At 62.6% G+C, this 20,417-nt stretch carries 19 protein-coding genes; 11 read left to right on the top strand and 8 right to left on the bottom strand.

Annotated features, from left to right (window positions below; genetic code table 11):
• Nucleotides 1–100: 100 nt before the first annotated feature.
• Entirely contained in the window at nt 101–1,099 is a 999-nt protein-coding gene (locus V1277_RS10455) for an NAD(P)H-quinone oxidoreductase (RefSeq protein WP_065747424.1), read from the bottom strand.
• Nucleotides 1,100–1,220: 121 nt separating this feature from the next.
• Here V1277_RS10455 and V1277_RS10450 point away from each other — a divergent pair, with 121 nt between their 5' ends.
• Together V1277_RS10450 and rcdA are read left to right on the top strand one after the other, a co-directional pair.
• Nucleotides 1,221–1,412: a DUF1192 domain-containing protein gene (locus V1277_RS10450; RefSeq protein ID WP_334416091.1), complete on the top strand. Its 192-nt coding sequence runs from the start codon at nt 1,221–1,223 to the stop codon at nt 1,410–1,412.
• 505 nt (nt 1,413–1,917) lie between these two features.
• A complete protein-coding gene (gene rcdA, locus V1277_RS10445) occupies nt 1,918–2,430 on the top strand; it encodes a protease adaptor protein RcdA (protein WP_065747422.1) in 513 nt (170 codons plus the stop codon).
• A gap of 194 nt (nt 2,431–2,624) precedes the next feature.
• On the opposite strand, the gene rpmE is transcribed toward rcdA, so the two are convergent.
• Nucleotides 2,625–2,852 carry a 50S ribosomal protein L31 gene (gene rpmE, locus V1277_RS10440; protein WP_057833964.1) on the bottom strand — a complete coding sequence of 76 codons (228 nt, stop codon included), beginning with the start codon at nt 2,850–2,852 and terminating at the stop codon, nt 2,625–2,627.
• Nucleotides 2,853–3,032: 180 nt separating this feature from the next.
• Between rpmE and V1277_RS10435 the strand changes: the two genes are divergently transcribed.
• Nucleotides 3,033–4,886 (top strand): ABC transporter ATP-binding protein/permease, encoded by a 1,854-nt coding sequence (locus V1277_RS10435; protein WP_334416090.1) that lies wholly within the window; start codon nt 3,033–3,035, stop codon nt 4,884–4,886.
• Nucleotides 4,887–4,904: 18 nt separating this feature from the next.
• On the opposite strand, the gene V1277_RS10430 is transcribed toward V1277_RS10435, so the two are convergent.
• The 3 genes from V1277_RS10430 to V1277_RS10420 all read right to left on the bottom strand — a co-directional run bounded on the left by V1277_RS10430 (nt 4,905) and on the right by V1277_RS10420 (nt 7,537).
• The gene (locus V1277_RS10430; protein WP_334416089.1) at nt 4,905–5,351 is read right to left on the bottom strand and encodes a GNAT family N-acetyltransferase; all 447 of its coding nucleotides are present in this window, start codon (nt 5,349–5,351) and stop codon (nt 4,905–4,907) included.
• Nucleotides 5,351–6,376, bottom strand: a complete 1,026-nt coding sequence (locus V1277_RS10425; RefSeq protein ID WP_334372711.1) for a peptidoglycan -binding protein — start codon at nt 6,374–6,376, stop codon at nt 5,351–5,353. Before V1277_RS10425 ends, V1277_RS10430 begins: the two co-directional genes overlap by 1 nt.
• A gap of 165 nt (nt 6,377–6,541) precedes the next feature.
• Complete coding sequence (locus V1277_RS10420; protein ID WP_334416088.1) at nt 6,542–7,537, bottom strand: flagellar motor protein MotA; 996 nt, start codon at nt 7,535–7,537, stop codon at nt 6,542–6,544.
• A 372-nt stretch (nt 7,538–7,909) separates the two neighbouring features.
• Between V1277_RS10420 and V1277_RS10415 the strand changes: the two genes are divergently transcribed.
• The 3 genes from V1277_RS10415 (at nt 7,910) to V1277_RS10405 (ending at nt 13,626) form a co-directional block, all read left to right on the top strand.
• Nucleotides 7,910–8,935: an SAM-dependent methyltransferase gene (locus tag V1277_RS10415; protein WP_334416087.1), complete on the top strand. Its 1,026-nt coding sequence runs from the start codon at nt 7,910–7,912 to the stop codon at nt 8,933–8,935.
• Nucleotides 8,936–9,255: 320 nt separating this feature from the next.
• Nucleotides 9,256–10,461 carry an efflux RND transporter periplasmic adaptor subunit gene (locus tag V1277_RS10410; protein WP_334416086.1) on the top strand — a complete coding sequence of 402 codons (1,206 nt, stop codon included), beginning with the start codon at nt 9,256–9,258 and terminating at the stop codon, nt 10,459–10,461.
• A 9-nt stretch (nt 10,462–10,470) separates the two neighbouring features.
• Entirely contained in the window at nt 10,471–13,626 is a 3,156-nt protein-coding gene (locus V1277_RS10405) for a multidrug efflux RND transporter permease subunit (protein WP_334416085.1), read from the top strand.
• Nucleotides 13,627–13,829: 203 nt separating this feature from the next.
• On the opposite strand, the gene V1277_RS10400 is transcribed toward V1277_RS10405, so the two are convergent.
• Nucleotides 13,830–14,816, bottom strand: a complete 987-nt coding sequence (locus V1277_RS10400) for a LysR substrate-binding domain-containing protein (protein WP_334416084.1) — start codon at nt 14,814–14,816, stop codon at nt 13,830–13,832.
• A 135-nt stretch (nt 14,817–14,951) separates the two neighbouring features.
• Between V1277_RS10400 and V1277_RS10395 the strand changes: the two genes are divergently transcribed.
• Together V1277_RS10395 and V1277_RS10390 are read left to right on the top strand one after the other, a co-directional pair.
• On the top strand, nt 14,952–15,914 hold the full coding sequence (locus V1277_RS10395; RefSeq protein WP_334416083.1) for a tripartite tricarboxylate transporter substrate-binding protein: 963 nt from the start codon (nt 14,952–14,954) through the stop codon (nt 15,912–15,914).
• 38 nt (nt 15,915–15,952) lie between these two features.
• A complete protein-coding gene (locus tag V1277_RS10390) occupies nt 15,953–17,113 on the top strand; it encodes a mandelate racemase/muconate lactonizing enzyme family protein (RefSeq protein ID WP_334416082.1) in 1,161 nt (386 codons plus the stop codon).
• Nucleotides 17,114–17,361: 248 nt separating this feature from the next.
• On the opposite strand, the gene V1277_RS10385 is transcribed toward V1277_RS10390, so the two are convergent.
• Together V1277_RS10385 and V1277_RS10380 are read right to left on the bottom strand one after the other, a co-directional pair.
• Nucleotides 17,362–17,997, bottom strand: a complete 636-nt coding sequence (locus tag V1277_RS10385) for a cation diffusion facilitator family transporter (protein WP_334416081.1) — start codon at nt 17,995–17,997, stop codon at nt 17,362–17,364.
• 90 nt (nt 17,998–18,087) lie between these two features.
• A complete protein-coding gene (locus V1277_RS10380; RefSeq protein WP_334416080.1) occupies nt 18,088–18,522 on the bottom strand; it encodes a hypothetical protein in 435 nt (144 codons plus the stop codon).
• Between the two features lie 890 nt (nt 18,523–19,412).
• Between V1277_RS10380 and V1277_RS10375 the strand changes: the two genes are divergently transcribed.
• Genes V1277_RS10375 through V1277_RS10365 form a run of 3 tightly spaced genes read left to right on the top strand, consistent with a single transcriptional unit; the run spans nt 19,413 to nt 20,325 of the window.
• On the top strand, nt 19,413–19,682 hold the full coding sequence (locus V1277_RS10375) for a hypothetical protein (protein WP_334416079.1): 270 nt from the start codon (nt 19,413–19,415) through the stop codon (nt 19,680–19,682).
• Nucleotides 19,675–19,971, top strand: coding sequence for a hypothetical protein (locus V1277_RS10370; protein ID WP_334416078.1), 297 nt, complete (start codon nt 19,675–19,677; stop codon nt 19,969–19,971). Before V1277_RS10375 ends, V1277_RS10370 begins: the two co-directional genes overlap by 8 nt.
• Nucleotides 19,972–20,016: 45 nt before the next feature.
• Nucleotides 20,017–20,325, top strand: a complete 309-nt coding sequence (locus V1277_RS10365) for a DUF1488 domain-containing protein (RefSeq protein WP_334416077.1) — start codon at nt 20,017–20,019, stop codon at nt 20,323–20,325.
• Nucleotides 20,326–20,417: the final 92 nt, after the last annotated feature.

Below are 20,417 nucleotides of genomic sequence, written 5' to 3'. Positions count from 1 at the left end.
GATTCTCCCGGCCCAGCGAACGGGGTCGGCGTTGCCGCGATAAATGACATGAAAGCAAAGCAAATCAAAGGGTTTCCACCCGCGCTTCGCTCGCGATCGGCTAGACCGCCAACACAATTTTGCCAATATGTGCGGAGGTCTCCATCCGCCGGTGCGCGTCGGCCGCTTTTTCCAGCGGGAATGAGCTGTCCATCAGCGGTTTTACACGTCCCTCGCGCAATAGCGGCATCACCTTGGCCTCGATCGCGGCGACCATCGCTGCCTTATCCGCATTAGTACGGGGGCGCAGCGTGGAGCCGGTATGGGTCAGCCGCTTCACCATCACCTTGGCAATGTTGACGGTAACCTTGGGGCTATTGAGCGTTGCGATCTGCACGATACGGCCGTCGACCGCAGCAGCGTCGTAGTTGCGATCGACATAGTCGCCGGCGACCATGTCGAGGATCAGGTTGGCGCCGACATTGTTGGTCTCGGCCTTGACCACGGCGACGAAGTCTTCGGTCTTGTAGTTGATCGCGCGGTCGGCGCCGAGCTTGAGGCAGGCGTCGATCTTGTCCTGAGAGCCGACGGTCACGATCACCTTGGAGCCGAACGCTTTCGCAAGCTGGATCGCCATGGTGCCGATGCCGGACGAGCCGCCGTGGATCAGAAGCGTTTCGCCGGGCTTGAGCGCGCCGCGCTCGAACACATTGTGCCAGACGGTCATCAGCGTTTCCGGGATCGCGCCGGCTTCCTGGATCGATAGCGACGGCGGCACCGCCATCGCCTGCGCGTCTTGCGCAATGCAATACTGGGCGTAGCCACCGCCCGCGACCAGCGACATCACCTTGTCGCCGAGCTTGTGCTTTTTGGCGCCTTCGCCGAGCGCCACTACTTCGCCCGCGATTTCAAGGCCGGGCAGGTCGCTGGCGCCAGGCGGCGGCGGGTACGCGCCGGAACGCTGCGCGACGTCGGGACGGTTGACGCCGGCGGCCATCACCTTGACCAGGATTTCGCCTGGGCCGGGCGCTGGAACGCTGCGGGTTTCGGGCAACAGCACTTCGGGGCCGCCTGGCTTGCTGATGCCGATGACGGTCATTTGCGCGGGCAGCTTTTCCATGATTTGTCCTTGCGAAAGGCTGAGAATTGAAGGCGGCCCCTGATTAGCCAGCCCGGCTGCGGCTGGCAACCGCGAGAAGGGACGGCCAGACCTGCAGGGAAATGCCGAAAGGAGGAAACGCATGGCCATCGAAGACGACGACAAGCCGCGGAAGAAAATCAGCCATGAGATCGGCCAGGATCTGTCGCTGCTCTCGGTCGAGGAGCTGACGGAGCGGATTGCACTCTTGAATTCCGAAATCGCGCGGCTGCAAGAGGCCGCCACCAAAAAGCGCGCGTCAAAGGACGCCGCGAACAGTTTCTTCAAGACGTGAGTGGATCTCGTGTCCCGGACGCGGTGCAGCGCCCTTAGCGCTGCTCCGCAGTGCCGGGACCCACACTTTCGTTCCGGGCAAGATGGGCCCCGGATCAGCAGCGCATCGCTTGCGCGCTGCGCAGCATCCGGGGCACGAGACCGGCTACTCTCCAAACGATTGCAAGTCCAAAACTCGGCCAATGGCCGACATGGCAAACAATCCCTAAAGAAATTCGTTCGTTTACGGTCCGTTAAGCTTTCTCGATTATGACTGTCATCGTCCTCGTTTGGACACCGAGTGGCTCCTGTCCACTCTGTTTGACGCCTCCCTGTTATCAACTTCAAAAGCCGCCGGAAACGGCGGCTCTTTTTTGTGCTCTCCGCGGCTATTTTGTGCCCCCACGAGCTGGAAACCATAAATCCGGTTGTCGCTGGACTCTCGACTTCGCCCGAGCAATGATTTGTTCATCATAAGCCGGTGGTTCACAGCCGGTGGGGCAAATAGTGGCGTGAGGGCGTTAACCATGGCGGACCGTTCGCAAAGCGAATCCGCGCTCGTTCTGTTCAGCGAGCGGCTGACTAATTCGGCGGCGTTCGGAACTCTCTTCCGGGAAGGCATGGATCTGGTCGAGGAAACCGCCGCCTATCTCGATGGCGACGGCCGCACCGAAGCCAAGGCGCTCGAACGTTCTGTCAGCCTTACTTACGCAACCGAAAGCATGCGCCTGACCACTCGCCTGATGCAGCTTGCGTCATGGCTGTTGTTGCATCGCGCGGTCAAGGAAGGCGAGATGACGCTGACCCAGGCCAATCGGGAAAAGACCAAGGTCAAGCTCACGGCCGCCGATCCCGGGCCGGAGGACATGATCGAGAAGCTCCCGCAGCAATTGCAGGATCTGATTGCGCGATCGATGAGCCTGCAGACGCGGGTCCGTCGCCTCGACATCTCGATCCACGCGGCGCCCGCGGAACGCGCGCCGATCGGCAATCCGCTGGTGCCGCAGCTCAACAGGTTGAAGGCGGCGTTCGAGCAGTAAGTTCGGACCACTCCGTCATTCCGGGGCGATGCGCAGCATCGAACTATGGTGCGTAATTGCGCACCTGAGAATCTCGAGATTCCGGGTCTGGTCCTTCGGCCCGTCCCGGAATGACGACGGTAGACAGCAACAAAAAACGCCCCGGTAGACCGGGGCGTTTCGCATTTCTGGTCTCGAAGAGGGGGCTTGCGGCCTCAGTCCTTCTTGAGGAAGCCCGAAAACTTCTTCTGGAAGCGCGACACTCGGCCGCCGCGGTCGAGGATCTGCTGCGAGCCGCCGGTCCAGGCCGGGTGCGACTTGGGATCGATGTCGAGGTTCAGCTTGTCGCCTTCCTTGCCCCAGGTGGAGCGGGTCTGGTACTCGGTCCCGTCGGTCATCACGACCGTAATCGTATGATAATTCGGATGAATTTCGGCTTTCATGGCATATCCTTCGGCGCGCCGGCGCCCGTCTCAACTGTCAGGGGATACGGGATTTGGCGGCTCTATAGCTTAGGAAGCCTGTCAAAACAAGCTACGTATATGTCCTGATTGGGAATCTCCCGGATTTGCCAGAGGGGGGCGCGGAGGCCTATCTGGAGGCAGAAAAACGGGTCGGATTTCATGAGCGCAGTGGAACAGATTGAAGCCCCCCGCGGCACGCCGCCGCGTGACGCCCTGCTCGAGGAAGAGGCCTTCATCGAGAGCCAGTTGACGCAATCGCCGGCCAGGACCGGCGCCAGGCTGCGCCCGCTGCTGGCGCTCGCGCCCTATGTCGCGCGCTACCGCTGGCGCGCGGCGCTCGCCTTCATTTCGTTGACGGTTGCGGCGATCACCACGCTGGTCGTGCCGATCGCGGTCCGGCGCATGATCGATTTCGGCTTCAGTCCCGAAGGCATCGCCCTGATCAACAGCTATTTCAGCGTCATGATCGCGGTCGTCGCGGTGCTCGCCGCCGCCAGCGCGTCGCGTTACTACCTCGTCATGACGATCGGCGAACGCATCGTTGCCGACGTCAGGCGCGACGTGTTCGCGCATCTGATCTCACTCTCGCCCGCGTTTTTCGATTCCGCGCGTTCGGGCGAGTTGGTGTCGCGGCTGACGGCCGATACCACCCAGATCAAGTCCGCGGTCGGCGCCTCGGTATCCATCGCGCTGCGCAACATGATGCTGTTCATCGGCGCCGCCACCATGATGGTGATCACGAGCCCCAAGCTTTCAGGCTTCGTGCTGCTGGCAATTCCTGTGATCGTGATCCCGCTGGTGGCGTTCGGGCGCTGGGTGCGGCGGCTGTCGCGCAACGCGCAGGATACGCTGGCGGACGCCAGCGCCTACGCTTCCGAACTGGTCGGCGCGATCAGGACCGTGCAGGCCTATACCAGCGAGCGGATGGCCACCGCCCGCTTCGGCGGTGAGGTTGAACAGGCCTATGAGGCGGCGCGCAGCTCGACGCGGGCGCGCGCGGTGCTGACGCTGATCATCATCTTCATCGTGTTCTCCAGCGTGGTGGCGATCCTCTGGGTCGGCTCGCACGACGTACTGACCGGCCAGATCACGGCCGGTCGGCTCGGCCAGTTCGTGCTGTATGCGGCTTTCGCGGCGACCGGTCTTGGGCAGCTCAGCGAGGTCTGGGGCGAAATCTCCGCCGCCTCCGGCGCAGCCGAACGGCTGTTCGAGATCCTGCGCGTCAAGTCGCAGGTCACGGCGCCGCGGCAGCCGGTCGCCCTGCCGCAGCCGGCGCGCGGCGACGTCGGGTTCGAGAACGTCAGCTTTGCGTATCCGGCGCGGCCGGACGTGCTTGCGATCGATCAGGTTTCGCTCTCGGTCAAGGCCGGCGAGAAGGTCGCGATCGTAGGTCCCTCGGGTGCGGGCAAGAGCACGCTGTTTCATCTCCTGCTGCGGTTCTACGATCCGGCCAACGGCACGATCTCGCTCGACGGCGTGCCGGTCAAATCGGCGGATCCGCTTGACGTCCGCTCGCGCATTGCGCTGGTGCCACAGGACTCGGTGGTGTTTGCGGCCACCGCGCGCGAAAACATCCGCTTCGGCCGGCCCGATGCCACCGACGCCGAGGTCGAGCGCGCCGCCGGTCTCGCGCACGCCACCGAATTCCTGCGCAAGTTGCCCGGCGGCTTCGAGGCGCAACTCGGCGAGCGCGGCGTAACGCTGTCCGGCGGCCAGCGCCAGCGCATCGCGATCGCCCGCGCGATCCTGCGCGACGCGCCGCTACTGCTGCTCGACGAAGCGACGTCAGCGCTCGATGCCGAAAGCGAGACGCTGGTGCAGACCGCGCTGGAAGAACTGATGCGCCACCGCACCACGCTCGTCATCGCGCATCGCCTCGCCACCGTGCTGTCCTGCGACCGCATCATGGTGATGGACCAGGGCAGGATCGTCGAACAGGGCACGCATGCCGAGCTGGTCGCGGCGAACGGACTGTACGCGCGATTGGCGCGGCTGCAGTTCGAGGGCGTGTAGCCGATCTGGGTAAGGGTGTTATGCCTTCCACATCATCTTCAGCACCGGCCGGCCCGAGGTCGGGTTTACATCCTCGCCGGCATGTTCAAACCCGTTGCGCTCGTAGAAGCGGATCGCGCGCGCGTTGTCCTTATTCACGAGTAGCGTGACGCCCTTCGGCGAGATGCGCTTGGCCTCTTCGACCAACAGGTGAGCGACGCCGGAGCCCCAGTGCTCTGGCGCAACCACAAGCTGGTCGAGATAGCCTTCGCGATCGACGGTGACAAAACCGACCAGCGCGCCGCCCTCCTGTTCCGCGACCACAATCTCGGCTTTCGGTACGAGATCGTTGCGCCAGCGGCCGCGCCACCATTCCAGCCGTGAGGTGAAGTCGATCTCGGGATACGCCTCCTGCCAAGTGCGATGCCACAGCTCAATTGCCGCTGCTTCATCATCTGCACGGTAGAAGCGAGTATGATATCCCACTACCGTTCCGTCAGCTTCAGTTCGATGCGGCGGTTGCGCTTGTAGGCGTCTTCGTTGGGGGCTGAATCGAGCGGCTGGAATTCGGCAAAGCCGGCGGCGACCAGCCGCTGCGCGGGAACGCCGAGGAAAACCAGATATTGCACCACGGAGATGGCGCGCGCCGACGACAATTCCCAGTTCGACTTGAACAGCGGCGAGTTGATTGGCCGCATGTCGGTGTGGCCGTCGACCCGCAGCACCCAGCCGATCTCGCTCGGTATCTGCTTGTCCAGATCGATCAGCGCAGTGGCGAGTTTGTCGAGTTCGGAGCGGCCCTCGGGGAGCAGCACCGCCTGGCCGGTATCGAAGAACACTTCCGACTGGAATACGAAGCGGTCGCCGACGATGCGGATATCGGGGCGATTGCCCAGAATGGCGCGCAGGCGACCGAAGAATTCCGAACGGTAGCGCGACAGTTCCTGCACGCGTTGCGCCAGCGCGACGTTCAGGCGCTGGCCGAGATCGGCAATCCGTCCCTGGGATTCCTTGTCGCGCTTTTCGGAGGCTTCCAGCGCTTCCTCGAGCGCCGCAAGCTGGCGGCGCAGCGCGCTGATCTGCTGGTTCAGCACCTCGATCTGGGCGAGCGCGCGCGAGGTCACCGCCTTTTCGGATTCGAGCGCCTTGTTGAGCTCGTTGGCGCGGCCCTGGGCGTCGCCGGCACCGCTCAACCCATCGTAAAGCCCCTTGATGCGGTCGCGTTCGCCTTCCGCGGCGGCGAGGCCGGCGCGCAATTGCGCGAGCTGGTCGTCGAGCGTGATCTTGCCGAGCTTTTCCAGCGACAGCAGGTCGTTCAACTGTGCGATCTTGGCGTTGAGTTGTTCGAGCGCCTTGTCCTTGCCGGTGACCTCCTGCGACAGGAAGAATTGCACCACCAAAAACACTGACAGCAGGAACACGATCGACAGCACCAGCGTCGACAGCGCGTCGACGAAGCCTGGCCAGTAGTTGAAGCCGGATTCACTGCGGCGTGCACGGGCGAGGGCCATTTATTGTCTCCGATATCTGTCCCGGACACGGTGCGGCGTGCAACGCCGCTCCGCAGAGCCGGGATCTACTCGCCCGGCTCTGCGTCGCATCACCATAGCGTGTCGAAGACGCGCGTAAACGCGCTTTTGCGTGCTGCGCCGCGTCCGGGACACGAACTTTCCACTTCAGCTCTTCTCGGGCTGCCTGGCGATCCGCTCCAGAAGCTTCTTGATCTCGCGGTTTTGTTCGCCCTGGCCGTCGGCCCATTCGCGGATCATCTGCTGCTCGGTGCGCATATGCGCAACCAGGCCCTGGATCGCCTCGGCCAGATTGGCCATCGCCGCCGTGGTGTTGCGGCTGCCGCCGCTCTCTTCCACCACTGCGCGGATACGTTCCATCGCATGCTGCAGTTCGCCGCCGATCCCGGAACTGCCATCGCCATATTCGCGCACGGTGGAGGCGAGCCAGTCTTCAAGGTCGGTATAGAAGCGGTTCTGCGCCTGGCTCGATTGCAGGTCGAGAAAGCCCAGGATCAGGGAGCCCGCGAGGCCGAACAGCGAGGACGAGAACGAAATGCCCATGCCGCCGAGGGGCGCGGCCAATCCCTCTTTGAGGGTGTCGAACAGCGAGCCGGCATCGCCGCCGACCTTCAAGCCGTCGATCACCTTGCCGACGGAACCGACGGTTTCGATCAGGCCCCAGAAGGTGCCGAGCAAGCCGAGGAAGACCAGCAAGCCCGTCATGTAGCGGGAAATATCACGGGCTTCGTCCAGCCGTGTCGCGATCGAATCCAGCAAGTGCCGCATGGTCTGCTGCGAGATGCTCATGCGCCCCGAGCGCTCGCCGCCGAGGATCGCCGCCATCGGCGCCAGCAGCTTCGGGCGCCGGTCGATCGCGAGGCCCGGATCGGCGATGCGGAAATTGTTGACCCAGGCCACTTCCGGGTAGAGCCGAATCACCTGCCGGAACGACAGGATGATGCCGATCAGGAGCACCCCGCCGATCAGTGCGTTAAGGCCAGGATTGGCAAAGAACGCCACGATGATCTGCTTGTACAGCACGACCATGACCAGCGCGCATAGCACCAGGAACACGAGCATCCGCACCAGGAAAATCCGTGGTGAGGACAGTTTGCTCAGCTCGATCTCCATTTCGGAGCGGGAGGAGGGGCCTGAAGGCATTTGCGGGGTGTCATCCGGTTACGAAAAGCCGCGCTGGCGGCCAATATGGCACAGCGGGCTGGAGAAAAAAGCTGGCAAGCCGCGATTTCGGGCCGACGGTGGTGGAACCTCTTCCCGAAACCCGGCTTTGACATCAGCGTATTTTGGAACGGTTCGATGTCCAACCGGGATTTTTCATGACGCTCTTATATCCCGAGGCGTGGGTGCACCCACCGCCCAGCGCCCGGCAGTGGCGCTATCGCGACTGCCGGTTGCGCACCGGCCCATTCTTCCCGCGGCCGCCGCCGCCATGATCCACCCGGAGGGTCGCGTTAGTTAGCCCATAGCGGGACCGGTTCTTGAAGGATCGTGCCAAAAAGGGAGGGAGTGGTCATGAGCTTCGTCTCCACGATCATGGGCACCGCCGAGCGGGTGCCGCTGCCCGACGTCATTGTCCGGGCCGCAATCCACCAGCTCTGCTCACGCACCGCCACGAAGCTCGCCACCGGAAATGCAGAAAGCGATGCCTGGCTCGCCGACGAAATGGCGGCACGCGCCATCGAATATGCCGACGCGCTCGATATCCAGCATTACGAGGTGCCGGCCGCTTTCTTTGCCCGCGTGCTCGGTCCCAACCGGAAATATTCCTGCTGCTTCTACCGCGAAGCGGCGTCGACCCTGCAGGAGGCCGAGGAAGAGGCGCTGCGCCAGACGGTGGAGCATGCCGATCTGACGGACGGGCAGTCGATCCTCGAACTCGGCTGCGGCTGGGGTTCGCTGTCGTTGTGGATGGCGCGGCAGTTCCCGCATTCGCAAGTTACCGCGGTCTCCAACTCGAACGCGCAGCGCGAATGTATTGAGGGCGAAGCCGCAAAGCGTGGTCTGGCCAATCTGCGCATTGTCACGTCAGACGTGAACCTGTTCGCACCGGAAGCGCGATACGATCGCATCCTCGCGATCGAGATCTTCGAACATATGATGAACTGGCGCGAACTGATGATGCGTCTGCGCGTATGGCTGAAGCCCGACGGCCGCTTCTTCCTGCACATCTTCACCCACCGCTCCGGCGCCCATCTGTTCGGTCGCGCCGATGGCGAGGACTGGATCGCGCGGCATTTCTTTACCGGCGGCGTGATGCCGAGCCATCACCTGATCAGGCAATATGCCGATCTGTTCGAGGTCGAAAAGGAATGGCGCTGGAGCGGCATGCATTATCAGCGCACCGCACAGGATTGGCTGGCGAACTTCGACCGACATCGCGACGAAATCGAGCGCGTGCTTCGCAAGGTCTATGGCGGCGAGACCGCGCTGTGGATGCGGCGCTGGCGCTGGTTCCTGCTCGCCACCGCAGGCCTGTTCGGTTACGCCGGTGGCAGCGAGTGGGGCATCAGCCATTACCGGCTCAAGGCGGCGGCTTAGCCCGGCGTTAACCGATTCGTGCCGGATGCCTCCCGCGCGGTCATCTGTTGCAATCTTATGCAGCGAAACGGAATGTTCCCGGCCGTCTGTTTCCGACTCAAACTCAATGGAACCGGCTCACAATCAAGTGAGTCCTGAAAAATTGGTGGTAATTCAGTGCGATAGCGTTGTGTGACATTGGGCCGCCGCGAAACCGTATTGCGTCGCAGCACCCTGTCCCTATCCTATCTTCCATCAACCGTGAGTTCCCAAGACTACTTACGACAACGTCGCGAATGCTCAATTCGCGCCCTCCAACCTGAACTGGGGCAATGCTTTCAATGTCCGGACTACGAACGCAATCGGCATGCATCATTGTGATGTTGACTGCGATGGCGCCGCTTTTGGCTGGCTGCAATGAACCGATCGCCGCGACCGCAGCGGCAAAGCCGCCCGAGCCTGAAGTGGGCACTTTCACCGTCAGATCTCAGGCCCGCGCCATCATTCGTGAGTTGCCCGGCCGAATCGCACCCACTCGGGTCTCGGAAGTCCGTGCGCGGGTTTCGGGCATCGTCGTCGAGCGCCTGTTCCAGCAGGGCACCGAGGTGAAGGCCGGCGATCCGCTGTACCGGATCGACCCCAAACCGTTCGAAGTGGAACTGCAGGCGAGCGAAGCCGCGCTGGACAAGGCGGAAGCTGCGCTCGATCTCGCTACTCAGCACGCCCGGCGCATTGCGACCCTGACCAGCCAGCGCGCGGCGCCTGAGGCCGAGAACGAAAAGGCCATCGCAGCCCAACGCCAGGCTGAGGCTGAAGTTGGCAGCCGCAAGGCCGATGTCGCCCGCGCGAAGCTCAATCTCGACTATGCAACAATCCGTGCGCCAATCAGCGGCGTCGTCGGCGCCGCGCTGGTGAGCGAAGGCGCCCTGGTGGTGCAGAACGAAACCACAAGCCTCGCCACGATCCAGCAACTCGATCCAATCTACGCCGACTTCACCCAATCGATCGCGGAGATGAACAAGCTGCGCCGTGCGCTCGAAAGCGGCGACCTCGACCGGATCGCGCCCGACGTGGCCAAGGTCCGCCTCGTGCTCGACGATGGTCCGGTCTATCCGATCCCCGGCAAGCTTCTGTTCTCCGATGCCAAGGTCGACGCCTATACTGGGCAGGTCACGCTGCGCGGACAGTTTCCGAATCCGAATCGCGAACTGCTGCCCGGCATGTATGTCCGCGTCCTGATCGAACAGGGCATCGATTCCGATGCCATGGCCGTGCCGCAGCAGGCGATCCAGCGCGATGCCAGCGGCGGCAGCGAGGTCTTCGTGGTCAAGGACGACGGCCGCGTCGCGACGCAGCCGGTCCGCACCGGCCCGATGCAGGACGGCCTGTGGCTGATCAGCGATGGCCTCAAGGAGGGCGACCGCGTCATCGTCGACGGGTTCCAGAAGTTTGTTGCCGGCGACAAGGTCAAGGCGAAGGCGTGGATCGATGCGGATGCCTCGGTTGGTACGATACCGGCAGCACCGGCAGCGCAAGCGTCCCGCTGAGACCGGGACATGCCCTCCTTCTTCATTGACCGGCCGATCTTCGCCTGGGTGGTCGCGCTTTTCATCTGCCTGATCGGCGCGATCTCGATCCCGTTGCTGGCGGTCGCGCAATATCCGATCATCGCACCGCCCTCGATTTCGATCTCGACCAGCTATCCCGGCGCGTCGCCGGAGAACCTCTACAACAGCGTCACGCGGCTGATCGAGGAGGAGCTCAACGGCGCCTCCGGCATCCTCAATTTCGAATCTACCTCTGACTCGCTGGGGCAGGTCGAGATCATCGCCAACTTCGTGCCCGGCACGGAGACGGGTGCGGCGTCGGTCGAAGTGCAGAACCGCCTCAAGCGCGTCGAGGCGCGGCTTCCGCGCGCGGTGATCCAGCAGGGCATCCTGGTCGAGGAGGCCTCCTCTGCCGTGCTGCAGATCATTACGCTGAATTCGTCCGACGGCTCGCTCGACGAGATCGGCCTCGGCGATTTCATGATCCGCAACGTGCTCGGCGAGATCAGGCGTATTCCCGGCGTCGGCCGCGCCACGCTCTATTCCACCGAACGTTCGCTGCGGATCTGGGTCGATCCGGCCAAGCTGGTCGGCTACGGCCTCACTGCCGACGACGTCAACAAGGCGATCTCGGCGCAGAATGCCCAGGTCGCCTCGGGCAGCGTCGGCGCCGAGCCGAGCACGCCGGAGCAGAGGATTTCTGCGCTGGTGCTGGTCAAGGGGCAGCTCTCATCGCCGGATGAATTCGGCGCCATCACGCTGCGCGCCAATCCGGATGGATCGACGGTGCGGCTGCGCGACGTCGCCCGCATCGAGATTGGCGGCTTGAGCTACCAGTTCAACACGCGGCTCAACGGCAAGCCGACGGCGGGTCTTTCGGTGCTGCTGTCGCCGACCGGCAACGCGCTCGCCACCGCGAGCGCTGTCGAAGCCAAGATGCAGGAATTGTCAAAATTCTTTCCGGCCAATATCGGCTACGAAATCCCCTACAACATCACGCCCGTCGTCAAGGCCTCGATCAACAAGGTGTTGATGACGCTGGTGGAAGCGGTGGTGCTGGTATTCATCGTGATGTTCCTGTTCCTGCAGAACATCCGCTACACCATCATCCCGACCATTGTGGTGCCGGTGGCGCTGCTCGGCACCTGTGCGACGCTGATGGCGGCCGGCTATTCCATCAACATGCTGACCATGTTCGGCATGGTTCTGGCGGTCGGCATTCTCGTCGACGATGCCATCGTCGTGGTCGAGAACGTCGAGCGGATCATGGCGGAAGAGGGCCTGCCGCCGAAGGAAGCGACCCGCAAGGCGATGTCGCAGATCACCAGCGCCATCATCGGTATCACGCTGGTGCTGATGGCCGTGTTCGTGCCGATGGCGTTCTTCCCGGGATCGGTCGGCATCATCTATCGCCAGTTCTCGGTCACGATGATCTCGGCCATCGCCTTCTCCGCGCTGCTGGCGCTTTCGCTGACGCCGGCGCTGTGCGCGACGCTGTTGAAGCCGGTCGAGGCCGGCCACGGCCATGCGCGCAAGGGCGTGTTTGGCTGGTTCAATCGCGTGCTCGAGACGAGCCGTGGCGGCTATTCGCGCACCGTGCAGGGCTCGCTGAAGCGCACCGGGCGTTTGATGCTGATCTACGCCGCGCTGCTCATCGGCCTCGGCTGGGCCTTCGTCCGGCTGCCCGGCGGCTTCCTGCCGGTCGACGACCAGGGCTTCATCACGACAGACGTGCAGACGCCGTCCGACTCCTCCTACGCCCGAACCGAAGCGGCGGTCCAGGCCGTGGAGAAGTATCTGCTCAATCGCGCCGGCGTCGAGGACGTCACGTTCCTCACTGGCTTCAGCTTCCTCGGCCAGGGCATGAACACCGCGCAGGCATTCATCACGTTGAAGGACTGGTCGGAACGGGGCAAAAAGGATTCCGCCGCCGCGATCGTCGCCGACGTCAACCGCGAGCTCTCGTCGATCCGCGACGCCAGGATCTCGGCGCTGCAGCCGCCGCCGATCGACAATCTCGGCAATTCCTCCGGCTTCTCGTTCCGCCTGCAGGATCGCGGCCAGAAGGGCTATCCGGCGCTGGTCGCCGCATCCGACCGGCTGATCGCTGAAGCCAACGCCAGCCCCATCCTGCAGAAGGTCTATGTCGAGGGCCTGCCGCCCGCGCCGCAGGTCAATCTGATGATCGACCGCGAAAAAGCCGGCGCGTTCGGCGTCACCTTCGAGGACATCAACCAGACGATTTCGACCAATCTCGGCTCGAACTATATCAACGACTTTCCGAACCGCGGCAGGATGCAGCGCGTGATCGTGCAGGCCGACCGCGCCAGCCGCATGAACGCCGACGACATCCTCAATTACAACGTCAAAAACAGCCGCGGTCAGTTGGTGCCGTTCTCCGCTTTCGCCACGGTCCAGTGGTCGAAGGGGCCGACCCAGATCGCGGGCTTCAACTATTATCCCGCCGTGCGCATCTCGGGCGAAGCCAAGCCCGGCTTCACCTCCGGCGATGCCATCGCCGAGATGGAGCGGCTGGCCAACAAGCTGCCGCGCGGCTTCGGTTTCGAATGGACCGGCCAGTCGCTGCAGGAAAAGCTGTCGGGCTCGCAGGCGCCGTTCCTGCTCGGCCTCTCGGTGCTGGTGGTGTTCCTGCTGCTTGCTGCGCTCTATGAGAGCTGGACCATTCCGCTTGCGGTCTTGCTGACGGTGCCGCTCGGCATCTGCGGCGCGGTGATTGCCGCGACCATGCGGGGGCTACCGAACGACGTCTACTTCACCGTCGGCCTGATCACCATCATCGGCCTGGCGGCGAAAGACGCCATCCTCATCATCGAATTCGCCAAGGATCTGCGTGCGCAAGGTAAGCCGCTGATCGAAGCCACGGTCGAAGCCTGTTCGCTGCGCTTCCGCCCCATCCTGATGACGGGCTTAGCCTTCGTCTGCGGCGTGCTGCCGATGGCGATTGCGACCGGAGCCGGCGGCGCCAGCCAGCAGGCGCTCGGCACCAGCGTGATGGGCGGCATGATCGCGGTGGTGATCCTGGCGCTGTTGATGGTGCCGGTGTTCTTCGTCTCAGTGCAGCGCGTGCTGGCGGGGGACCGGGAGAAGGTGGAGGAGGTGGCGGGAGCCGAGGTGGCTGGCCCGCCGGCGCCGGTGAAGTCATAGACGCTGTCATGCTCCGTGACCCCGCGACGCCAGGGCTTCGCCGGGACTTGCGGTCTCGGGCCGTCGAGAAGCCTTGGCGCAGGCGGCGGCCGATGCATCCAGTCCATGAACCCATAAATTTGCCGGGGTGACGCCGCGCCAGAGTCCGCTATGCCCCGATAGCCGACGTGCTACTGCAAACAGCGAAACGACGCTATGGGCCTCTAGCGGACGCTGGACCGCTTCTTTGCCCGTTGGAATGTGCTCCGAACGGCGTGCGCGATACGAGACTGTTTAGAGCGACCCGACCGACGCGGTTGAATGCCTTCGGAAGAAGACAGACTCTGAACCAACAATTGCGCCGGTAGGCTCAGGCCTTTCTCACGCACTAAAACGACGAACTGGCGCTTGGCCCATTTATCGCTGAGGGGGATCACCTTGAGCCCTAGCGCCTGCTGAATCGCGCTCGCCTCCTCAGCGGGTACAATCGCCACTGCCAATTGGGCCGCCACGATCCGGTAAGCGGCGTCCACGGTCGAGACCTGGATGCGGTAGCGCATCTGCTTGCCGGCGGCGGCCGCAGCACTGCGCTGGGTCGTCTGCATGATGCTGCGAGCGACGATGTCGACATGCTCGTAGTCAATCGTGTCGACGAAGGAGACAGAACGTTTTCTCGCCAATGGATGGGCGGGATGGACGACTACCGCAAGATGGTCGCGGTGATATGGCAAGGTCCGCAGGCCGCGCATGTCGACGGCGTCCCAACACACTCCGATATCGGCGCGCCCTTCCTCAACGCCGCGCACCACTTCCCAGATTTCGCGCTCCTCCAGGCTGACGCGTACGTCGAGATAGCGTTGCGCGAACAGGCTGATATCTTCCGGCAGGAATTGCGCCACCGCCGATTTACTGCCGAAGACACGCACGTGACCTTGCACTCCCTCGGCAAACGCTCCCAGTTCTGCCTGCATCCGGTCGAGCAATTGCAGCGATTCCCGCGCATAGCGGCACAGCACCTCCCCCGCCGCCGTCACCGCAACGCCGCGCCTGCCGCGTTCGAGCAAGGTGACGCCTGCGGCTTCCTCCATCTGGCTGATGCGCTTGCTCACCGCGGACGGCACGATCGCCTCGCGCCGGGCGGCTGCGGCGATGTTGCGTTCCTCGCAGACCGCGATGAACAGCCGCAACGAAACGGGATCGAAATTTCGCATGATCTGTCCTGCCGTCAGATTTAGACATCTCTTATGGGAATAGCTGAGCTGATAATTTACCATTTCTGAGATGGCTGACAACTCGGCAGTTTCACCTACATTGCGTGGATCAAAAAATGATCCTGGGAGATATTCATGCGTGCGGTTGTGTGTGCTTCTTTGCTGTTCTTGACGGCGTCTGCGGCGATCGCCCAGGATTTCCCCAAGCGGCCCATCACCATGATCGTGCCTTTTGCCGCCGGAGGCCCTACCGACACCGTGGCGCGCGTGACGGCCGAGAACATGGGCCGTCTGCTCGGGCAGCAGGTGATTGTCGAGAACGTCGCCGGCGCGGGCGGCACTCTGGGCAGCAATCGGGTCGTCCGTGCTGAGCCTGACGGCTATACGCTTCTACTTCATCATCTCGGACTGGCCACAGCCGTCACGCTGTATCGGAAGCTTCCGTTCGATCCGACCACCGACCTGAAGCCTGTCGGCGTCGTGTCCGATGCCAACATGGCAATCATTGCGCGCCCGGACTACGCCCCGAATACGCTGGCCGAAGTCATTGCAGACATCAAGGCCCGAGGCGATCACGTCACCTTCGCGCATTCGGGCCTGGGTGCGGCGTCGCAGCTTTGCGGTATGCTATTCATGGCGGCTGTTCAGAAGCAGATGAACGTCGTTCCATTCCGCGGAGGCGGCCCGGTTCTTCAGGCGCTGATGGGGAAGCAGATAGATCTTGGGTGCGAACAAGCCACGACCGCCGCGCCGCTGGTCCAGGCCAACAGCGTGAAGTCTTACGCCGTCACCAGCGCCAAGCGGCTGCCATCGATGCCTAACGTGCCCACCTCGGCCGAGGCCGGCCTGACTGGCATGGAGATCAGCGTTTGGCACGGTATCTATGTGCCGGCGAAAACGCTCGATCCTATCGTGCAGGTGCTAACCAAAGCCTTGGCCGAGGCGCTCAAAAGTCCGGCGCTGGCCAGCAGGTTCGCGGATATCGCGACCGATCCGACGCCGGATAAGGCAACGCCGCAAATCCTTCGTGAAACGCTGAAGGGCGAGATTGACCGCTGGCGTCCGATGATCACCGCAGTCGGCCAATACGCCGATTAAGCTTCCGCCCTCCATCCTCCGATACGGACATCCTTCTCATGCGAATTGTCGACATCCGGGAGCGTACCGCTCCGATATCTTCTCCCATCGCCAACGCCTTCATCGACTTTTCGAAGATGACGCTGAGTCTGGTTGCCGTGGTCACCGACGTCATTCGCGATGGCCGGCCAGTCATCGGCTACGGTTTCAACTCGAACGGTCGCTACGGGCAGGGAGGGTTGATCCGCGAGCGTTTCGCGCCGCGCGTGCTGACGGCTGCGCCGGACAGCCTGCTTGACGAAGGTGGCCTTCTGGATCCTGGCAAAATCTGGGCGGCCATGTTCACTAACGAGAAGCCGGGCGGACATGGCGAGCGTTCGGTCGCCATCGGCACGATCGATATGGCGGTGTGGGACGCCGTCGCCAAGATTGCGAGCAAGCCCCTGTTTCGACTCTTGGCGGAACGCGCCAAAGTGCAGGCCAACCCGCGTGTCTTCGTCTATGCGGCCGGCGGTTACTACTATCCAGGCAAGGGCCTCGAAGGCCTGGCAGCGGAGATGCAAGGGTATCTCGACCGCGGCTACACGGTCGTGAAGATGAAGATCGGCGGTGCGCCGCTGGCTGACGACTGCAAGCGCATCGAAACCGTCTTGAAAATGTTACCTGCGGGCTGCAAGCTCGCCGTCGACGCCAACGGCCGCTTCGATCTCGATACTGCGGTGGCTTATGCGAAGGCGCTGCGCCAATACGATCTGTTTTGGTACGAGGAAGCTGGCGATCCGCTGGATTATGAGTTGCAAGCGAAGCTGGCCGAGCACTATCCTGGCCCGATGGCCACCGGCGAAAACTTGTTCTCGATGCAGGATGCTCGCAACCTGATCCGCTACGGCGGCATGCGGCCAGATCGGGACTGGCTGCAGTTCGACTGCGCGCTGAGCTACGGGCTGGTTGAGTATTTGCGCACGCTGGAAATGTTGAAGAGCTACGGCTGGTCGTGGAGCCGCTGCATTCCACACGGCGGACACCAAATGTCGCTCAACATCGCAGCGGGGCTCGGGCTCGGCGGTAATGAATCATATCCCGATCTGTTCCAACCGTATGGGGGATTCCCCGATGGGGTACGGGTGGAAGCCGGGCATATCACCATGCCGGAGCTTCCTGGCATCGGCTTCGAAGGCAAGTCCGACCTGATTACCGAAATGCGAAGCCTAGCGTCGTAAGGAGCCCCGCGAAATATGTAGCCCGCGCCCTTGGTCCGCTTTGGGTCAATCGCTACACCGGCGACCCAGCGGCAAGTCCGGCCAAGTCCGGCTATGCCTCCGAAAGCGGAAGTAAATTCAGAGCATCAGCGGCTTCGCTAGGGGCCGGTGCGGATTGATGGCGCTACCCTGGACGTCATTCAAGCTTCGAAACCGGAGCCTCGAATCATGCGCTGCGAATTCAGCGAACATGCTCAGTTTGAAAATCACTAACTTTCGGCGGCACGCGATTCAGCGTGATCCGGATGACCGCAAACGATCTTTTCGGGCCAGATCAGTTCCTCGTGAGATTCGAATACCTCACGGCCCGTAGTCACAATTATCCAGACGGCGATGGCGCCTGCGATAAGAGAATCAAAAAAGGAATAGCTTGTGAGGAGCAGGAGCACCCCTGCCACCACCGGTGCAAGCGACACCCACACGTCACCCATGTTGTGAATGCATGCGAGCCGGATGGCGGCATTGTTACGGCTCGGTTCCAACAGTAGCCGGGCGACGCCCCAATTCGCGGCAGCGGCAGCAAGTCCGACAATAATGGGGACGACTCCGTGCACGAGCACGGGATTCCACATACGCTCGACCGCCTGCCACAACAACAACCCGCTTACTGCGATCAGGCCAACTGAATTGAAGAGATTGGCGCTCCTCAGCAGCTTTTGGGACGGCCCTTGGGCGACGATGAATGCCAGGTAAAGGCAGACAAGTGCCAGTTCATCAGACAGGTTATGGACGCTGTCCATGATGAGGCTCAGGCTCGAAGCCTGATAGCCCGCGACCGCTTCAACGACGAAAATGCCGGTGTTGAGTCCAACCGCAGCAGCTATGGGCTTTCGGTAGTGGGCCATGGAAGTTACCTTCCACTCCAGTTGGTGATGTACGCAATACTATAACATCACATCTCAACATCAATCAGCTGGGGTGGCTGGCGTCCGCAACTATTCCATTAATTGGCGGTTGAGTGGGGGTATCGATTGGAGATTGAGTCGCAAGGAGTATCGACGATGGCCGAATGCACCGAGAACCACCACGACAATCACCCCCACAAGCATGGGCCGGGCTGCGGGCACACCGCGATTCGCCACGACGGCCATGTGGATTACCTTCATGATGGCCATCTCCATCACATGCACGAGGATCATGTGGATGAGCATGCGATCGCAATCAACACCACAAATCCCGTGCAGTGCACGCCGGAAGTCCGTTGCTCGCACAAACACGGTCCAAATTGCGGACACGAAGCGGTGCCGCACGGCGATCATGTCGACTATCTCGTAGACGGCCGGCTGCACCATCCGCACGGCGATCATTGCGATGATCATGGGCCCGTGCAGCTCGCTTGAGAGCCGGTCACGACGCTGGTCGAGCCGCATAAGCAGCTCATTTCAGAGTTGGTCAGAGTCGGACGAAGCCGCGTTTGAGTTCGCTTTGCCTAGGTCAACGGAGATCGCCGCGCAGTGGTGTGAGGTCCGAGTTGGGCCAACAGGTGATATTCGCGAAAATGAAAGAGGCCGCCAACAGAGGCGGCCTCAAACCATCAACACCGGTATGGCGGTGGTTGGTGACCCGGCGGAATTCCAGGATACCAAGTTCTGCACGAGCCCGGTGGCGGCAGGTGGCCGCGCGGGATTCGTTCCGCACGATGATAGCCGCGCCCACGCCGTGGTCCTTCATCCTGCCAGTTGTAAGCGCCGCGCTCGCGCCACTTTCCGCTTTCGTCCTTACCCGGATCGGCAAGCGCCGGACCTGCGAGCGCCAGAAGCGCAAAAATACCTAGTGCGTATTTCATGTCCCGTCTCCAATCGTGCGTTCGATAACACTGAGGCGTCGGGAATGTTCGACAACAAATCATGACACCCCGCAAATTCAACTTAGGACACGAGGGGTCAAAACGGACATGGAGGACGGCCACCGCGATCACGACGATCGCAAGCAGCAGGGGAACGATGACGGGCGGCAGGATCCACTCGGCCAGGCGAAATTCCGCAAGGGAATGCTCCTGCGCTTTGCGGCGGGAGCGCGACCCTCAATCACCGGTGGATGCCGTGGGAAATGCGGTGATGGCCGGCCTACGCTGTTTTTCCAGCAGCAATAGCGAGCGCCAAAACGCTTCGCACCGGCTGCGGCAAGAGCGCACAGGAAGCGACAAGGAACCGCCTCCATTCGCCGCGCGGCAAGAAAGCGATGGCTATTGCGGCGGAGGGAGCGCATGCTGCTCTGCGGGCGGCGCCGGCGTCGGCACTTTTGCGAAAGGCAGGCGCGCATGACCATCCGTTCCCGACGTGAAGTCGTCACCTTCAAACATCCGTTCCGGATCAGGGGCATCGATCGCCTGTTGCCCGCCGGCGCCTACGAGGTCGTCACCGATGAGGAGACGATCGAGGGCCTTTCGTTCGCGGCGTTCCGCCGCGTCGCCACTATAATCGAGGTGCCGGCGGAAGGCTCGCGCGGATTGGCGATGGAGGTGGTCTCGATCGGCCCGGTCGATTTGTCGGACGCCCAGCGCATCGACGCGAGCACATCCGATGACTGACGAACCACTCGACCTCGACAGCCACCGCGGCATGGCGGCGCAGAAAGCGACCGACATCCGCCGCGCGCTGGCGGAAGTCGAGACCCATGCGCGGGAGCTGCGCGAACGGCGGGCCGAGATCGAAGATCACCTGCTGGCGTTTCCCGCCGAATCGTGGCCGGAGGCGGCCGCCAAGGCGCGCTACGTCCTGAAGCTGTATGCCGCAGGACTGGCGCCGGAAGACACAAGGCATCGCGACCTCGTCGCGGCCATCCTCGAGGACTTTGCCCGGCTCACTGAGCAGGGTTGAGGCAAAAAAGGGCTGCGATCGCGGCGCCGCGTAAGGAGTAGTTACATGACGCTCACGCACGGACGCTTCATCAGTTACGAGTACGACAGGATGGTGGTGCTGTTCTCGATGCTCGACGGCAACAGGGAGATCCCTTGCGCGGTCTCGACCTCCGCCATGGATGAGCTGGATGGTGTGGTGCGCGCGGCAGCGGGCCAGCGTGAGGAGCAATTCATGCGGTTGCGCGAGCGCATCGAGGCGTGCGCAGCCGACAAATATCGGGCGACCGAGTTCGAGGGCACGCCGCCCGGAATTGTCCTGCGCAGCATCGATTTCCACAGCCGACGCGAAAAATTTCTAAGAGCGTCGGACTAGCCATAGGGTGGCTCAAGCCCCATATTACTAGTATCACCGATCGTAAAAAGGCTTCAGTGACTGAGAGACCGTACCGTGCTCCCGCCGCCCAA

This window comes from Bradyrhizobium sp. AZCC 1588 (assembly GCF_036924735.1).
Classification (GTDB): domain Bacteria; phylum Pseudomonadota; class Alphaproteobacteria; order Rhizobiales; family Xanthobacteraceae; genus Bradyrhizobium.
This window is presented reverse-complemented; position numbering and strand designations above follow the sequence as displayed.

Coding starts and splice junctions, on each gene's coding strand:
- rpmE (WP_057833964.1), bottom strand. CDS start 2,852: ATGAAAGCCGAAATTCATCCGAATTATCATACGATTACGGTCGTGATG.
- V1277_RS10410 (WP_334416086.1), top strand. CDS start 9,256: ATGTCCGGACTACGAACGCAATCGGCATGCATCATTGTGATGTTGACT.
- V1277_RS10400 (WP_334416084.1), bottom strand. CDS start 14,816: ATGCGAAATTTCGATCCCGTTTCGTTGCGGCTGTTCATCGCGGTCTGC.
- V1277_RS10365 (WP_334416077.1), top strand. CDS start 20,017: ATGACGCTCACGCACGGACGCTTCATCAGTTACGAGTACGACAGGATG.
- V1277_RS10415 (WP_334416087.1), top strand. CDS start 7,910: ATGAGCTTCGTCTCCACGATCATGGGCACCGCCGAGCGGGTGCCGCTG.
- V1277_RS10375 (WP_334416079.1), top strand. CDS start 19,413: ATGACCATCCGTTCCCGACGTGAAGTCGTCACCTTCAAACATCCGTTC.
- V1277_RS10425 (WP_334372711.1), bottom strand. CDS start 6,376: ATGGCCCTCGCCCGTGCACGCCGCAGTGAATCCGGCTTCAACTACTGG.
- V1277_RS10395 (WP_334416083.1), top strand. CDS start 14,952: ATGCGTGCGGTTGTGTGTGCTTCTTTGCTGTTCTTGACGGCGTCTGCG.
- V1277_RS10405 (WP_334416085.1), top strand. CDS start 10,471: ATGCCCTCCTTCTTCATTGACCGGCCGATCTTCGCCTGGGTGGTCGCG.
- V1277_RS10435 (WP_334416090.1), top strand. CDS start 3,033: ATGAGCGCAGTGGAACAGATTGAAGCCCCCCGCGGCACGCCGCCGCGT.
- V1277_RS10450 (WP_334416091.1), top strand. CDS start 1,221: ATGGCCATCGAAGACGACGACAAGCCGCGGAAGAAAATCAGCCATGAG.
- V1277_RS10370 (WP_334416078.1), top strand. CDS start 19,675: ATGACTGACGAACCACTCGACCTCGACAGCCACCGCGGCATGGCGGCG.
- rcdA (WP_065747422.1), top strand. CDS start 1,918: ATGGCGGACCGTTCGCAAAGCGAATCCGCGCTCGTTCTGTTCAGCGAG.
- V1277_RS10455 (WP_065747424.1), bottom strand. CDS start 1,099: ATGGAAAAGCTGCCCGCGCAAATGACCGTCATCGGCATCAGCAAGCCA.
- V1277_RS10420 (WP_334416088.1), bottom strand. CDS start 7,537: ATGCCTTCAGGCCCCTCCTCCCGCTCCGAAATGGAGATCGAGCTGAGC.
- V1277_RS10380 (WP_334416080.1), bottom strand. CDS start 18,522: ATGCGGCTCGACCAGCGTCGTGACCGGCTCTCAAGCGAGCTGCACGGG.
- V1277_RS10390 (WP_334416082.1), top strand. CDS start 15,953: ATGCGAATTGTCGACATCCGGGAGCGTACCGCTCCGATATCTTCTCCC.
- V1277_RS10385 (WP_334416081.1), bottom strand. CDS start 17,997: ATGGCCCACTACCGAAAGCCCATAGCTGCTGCGGTTGGACTCAACACC.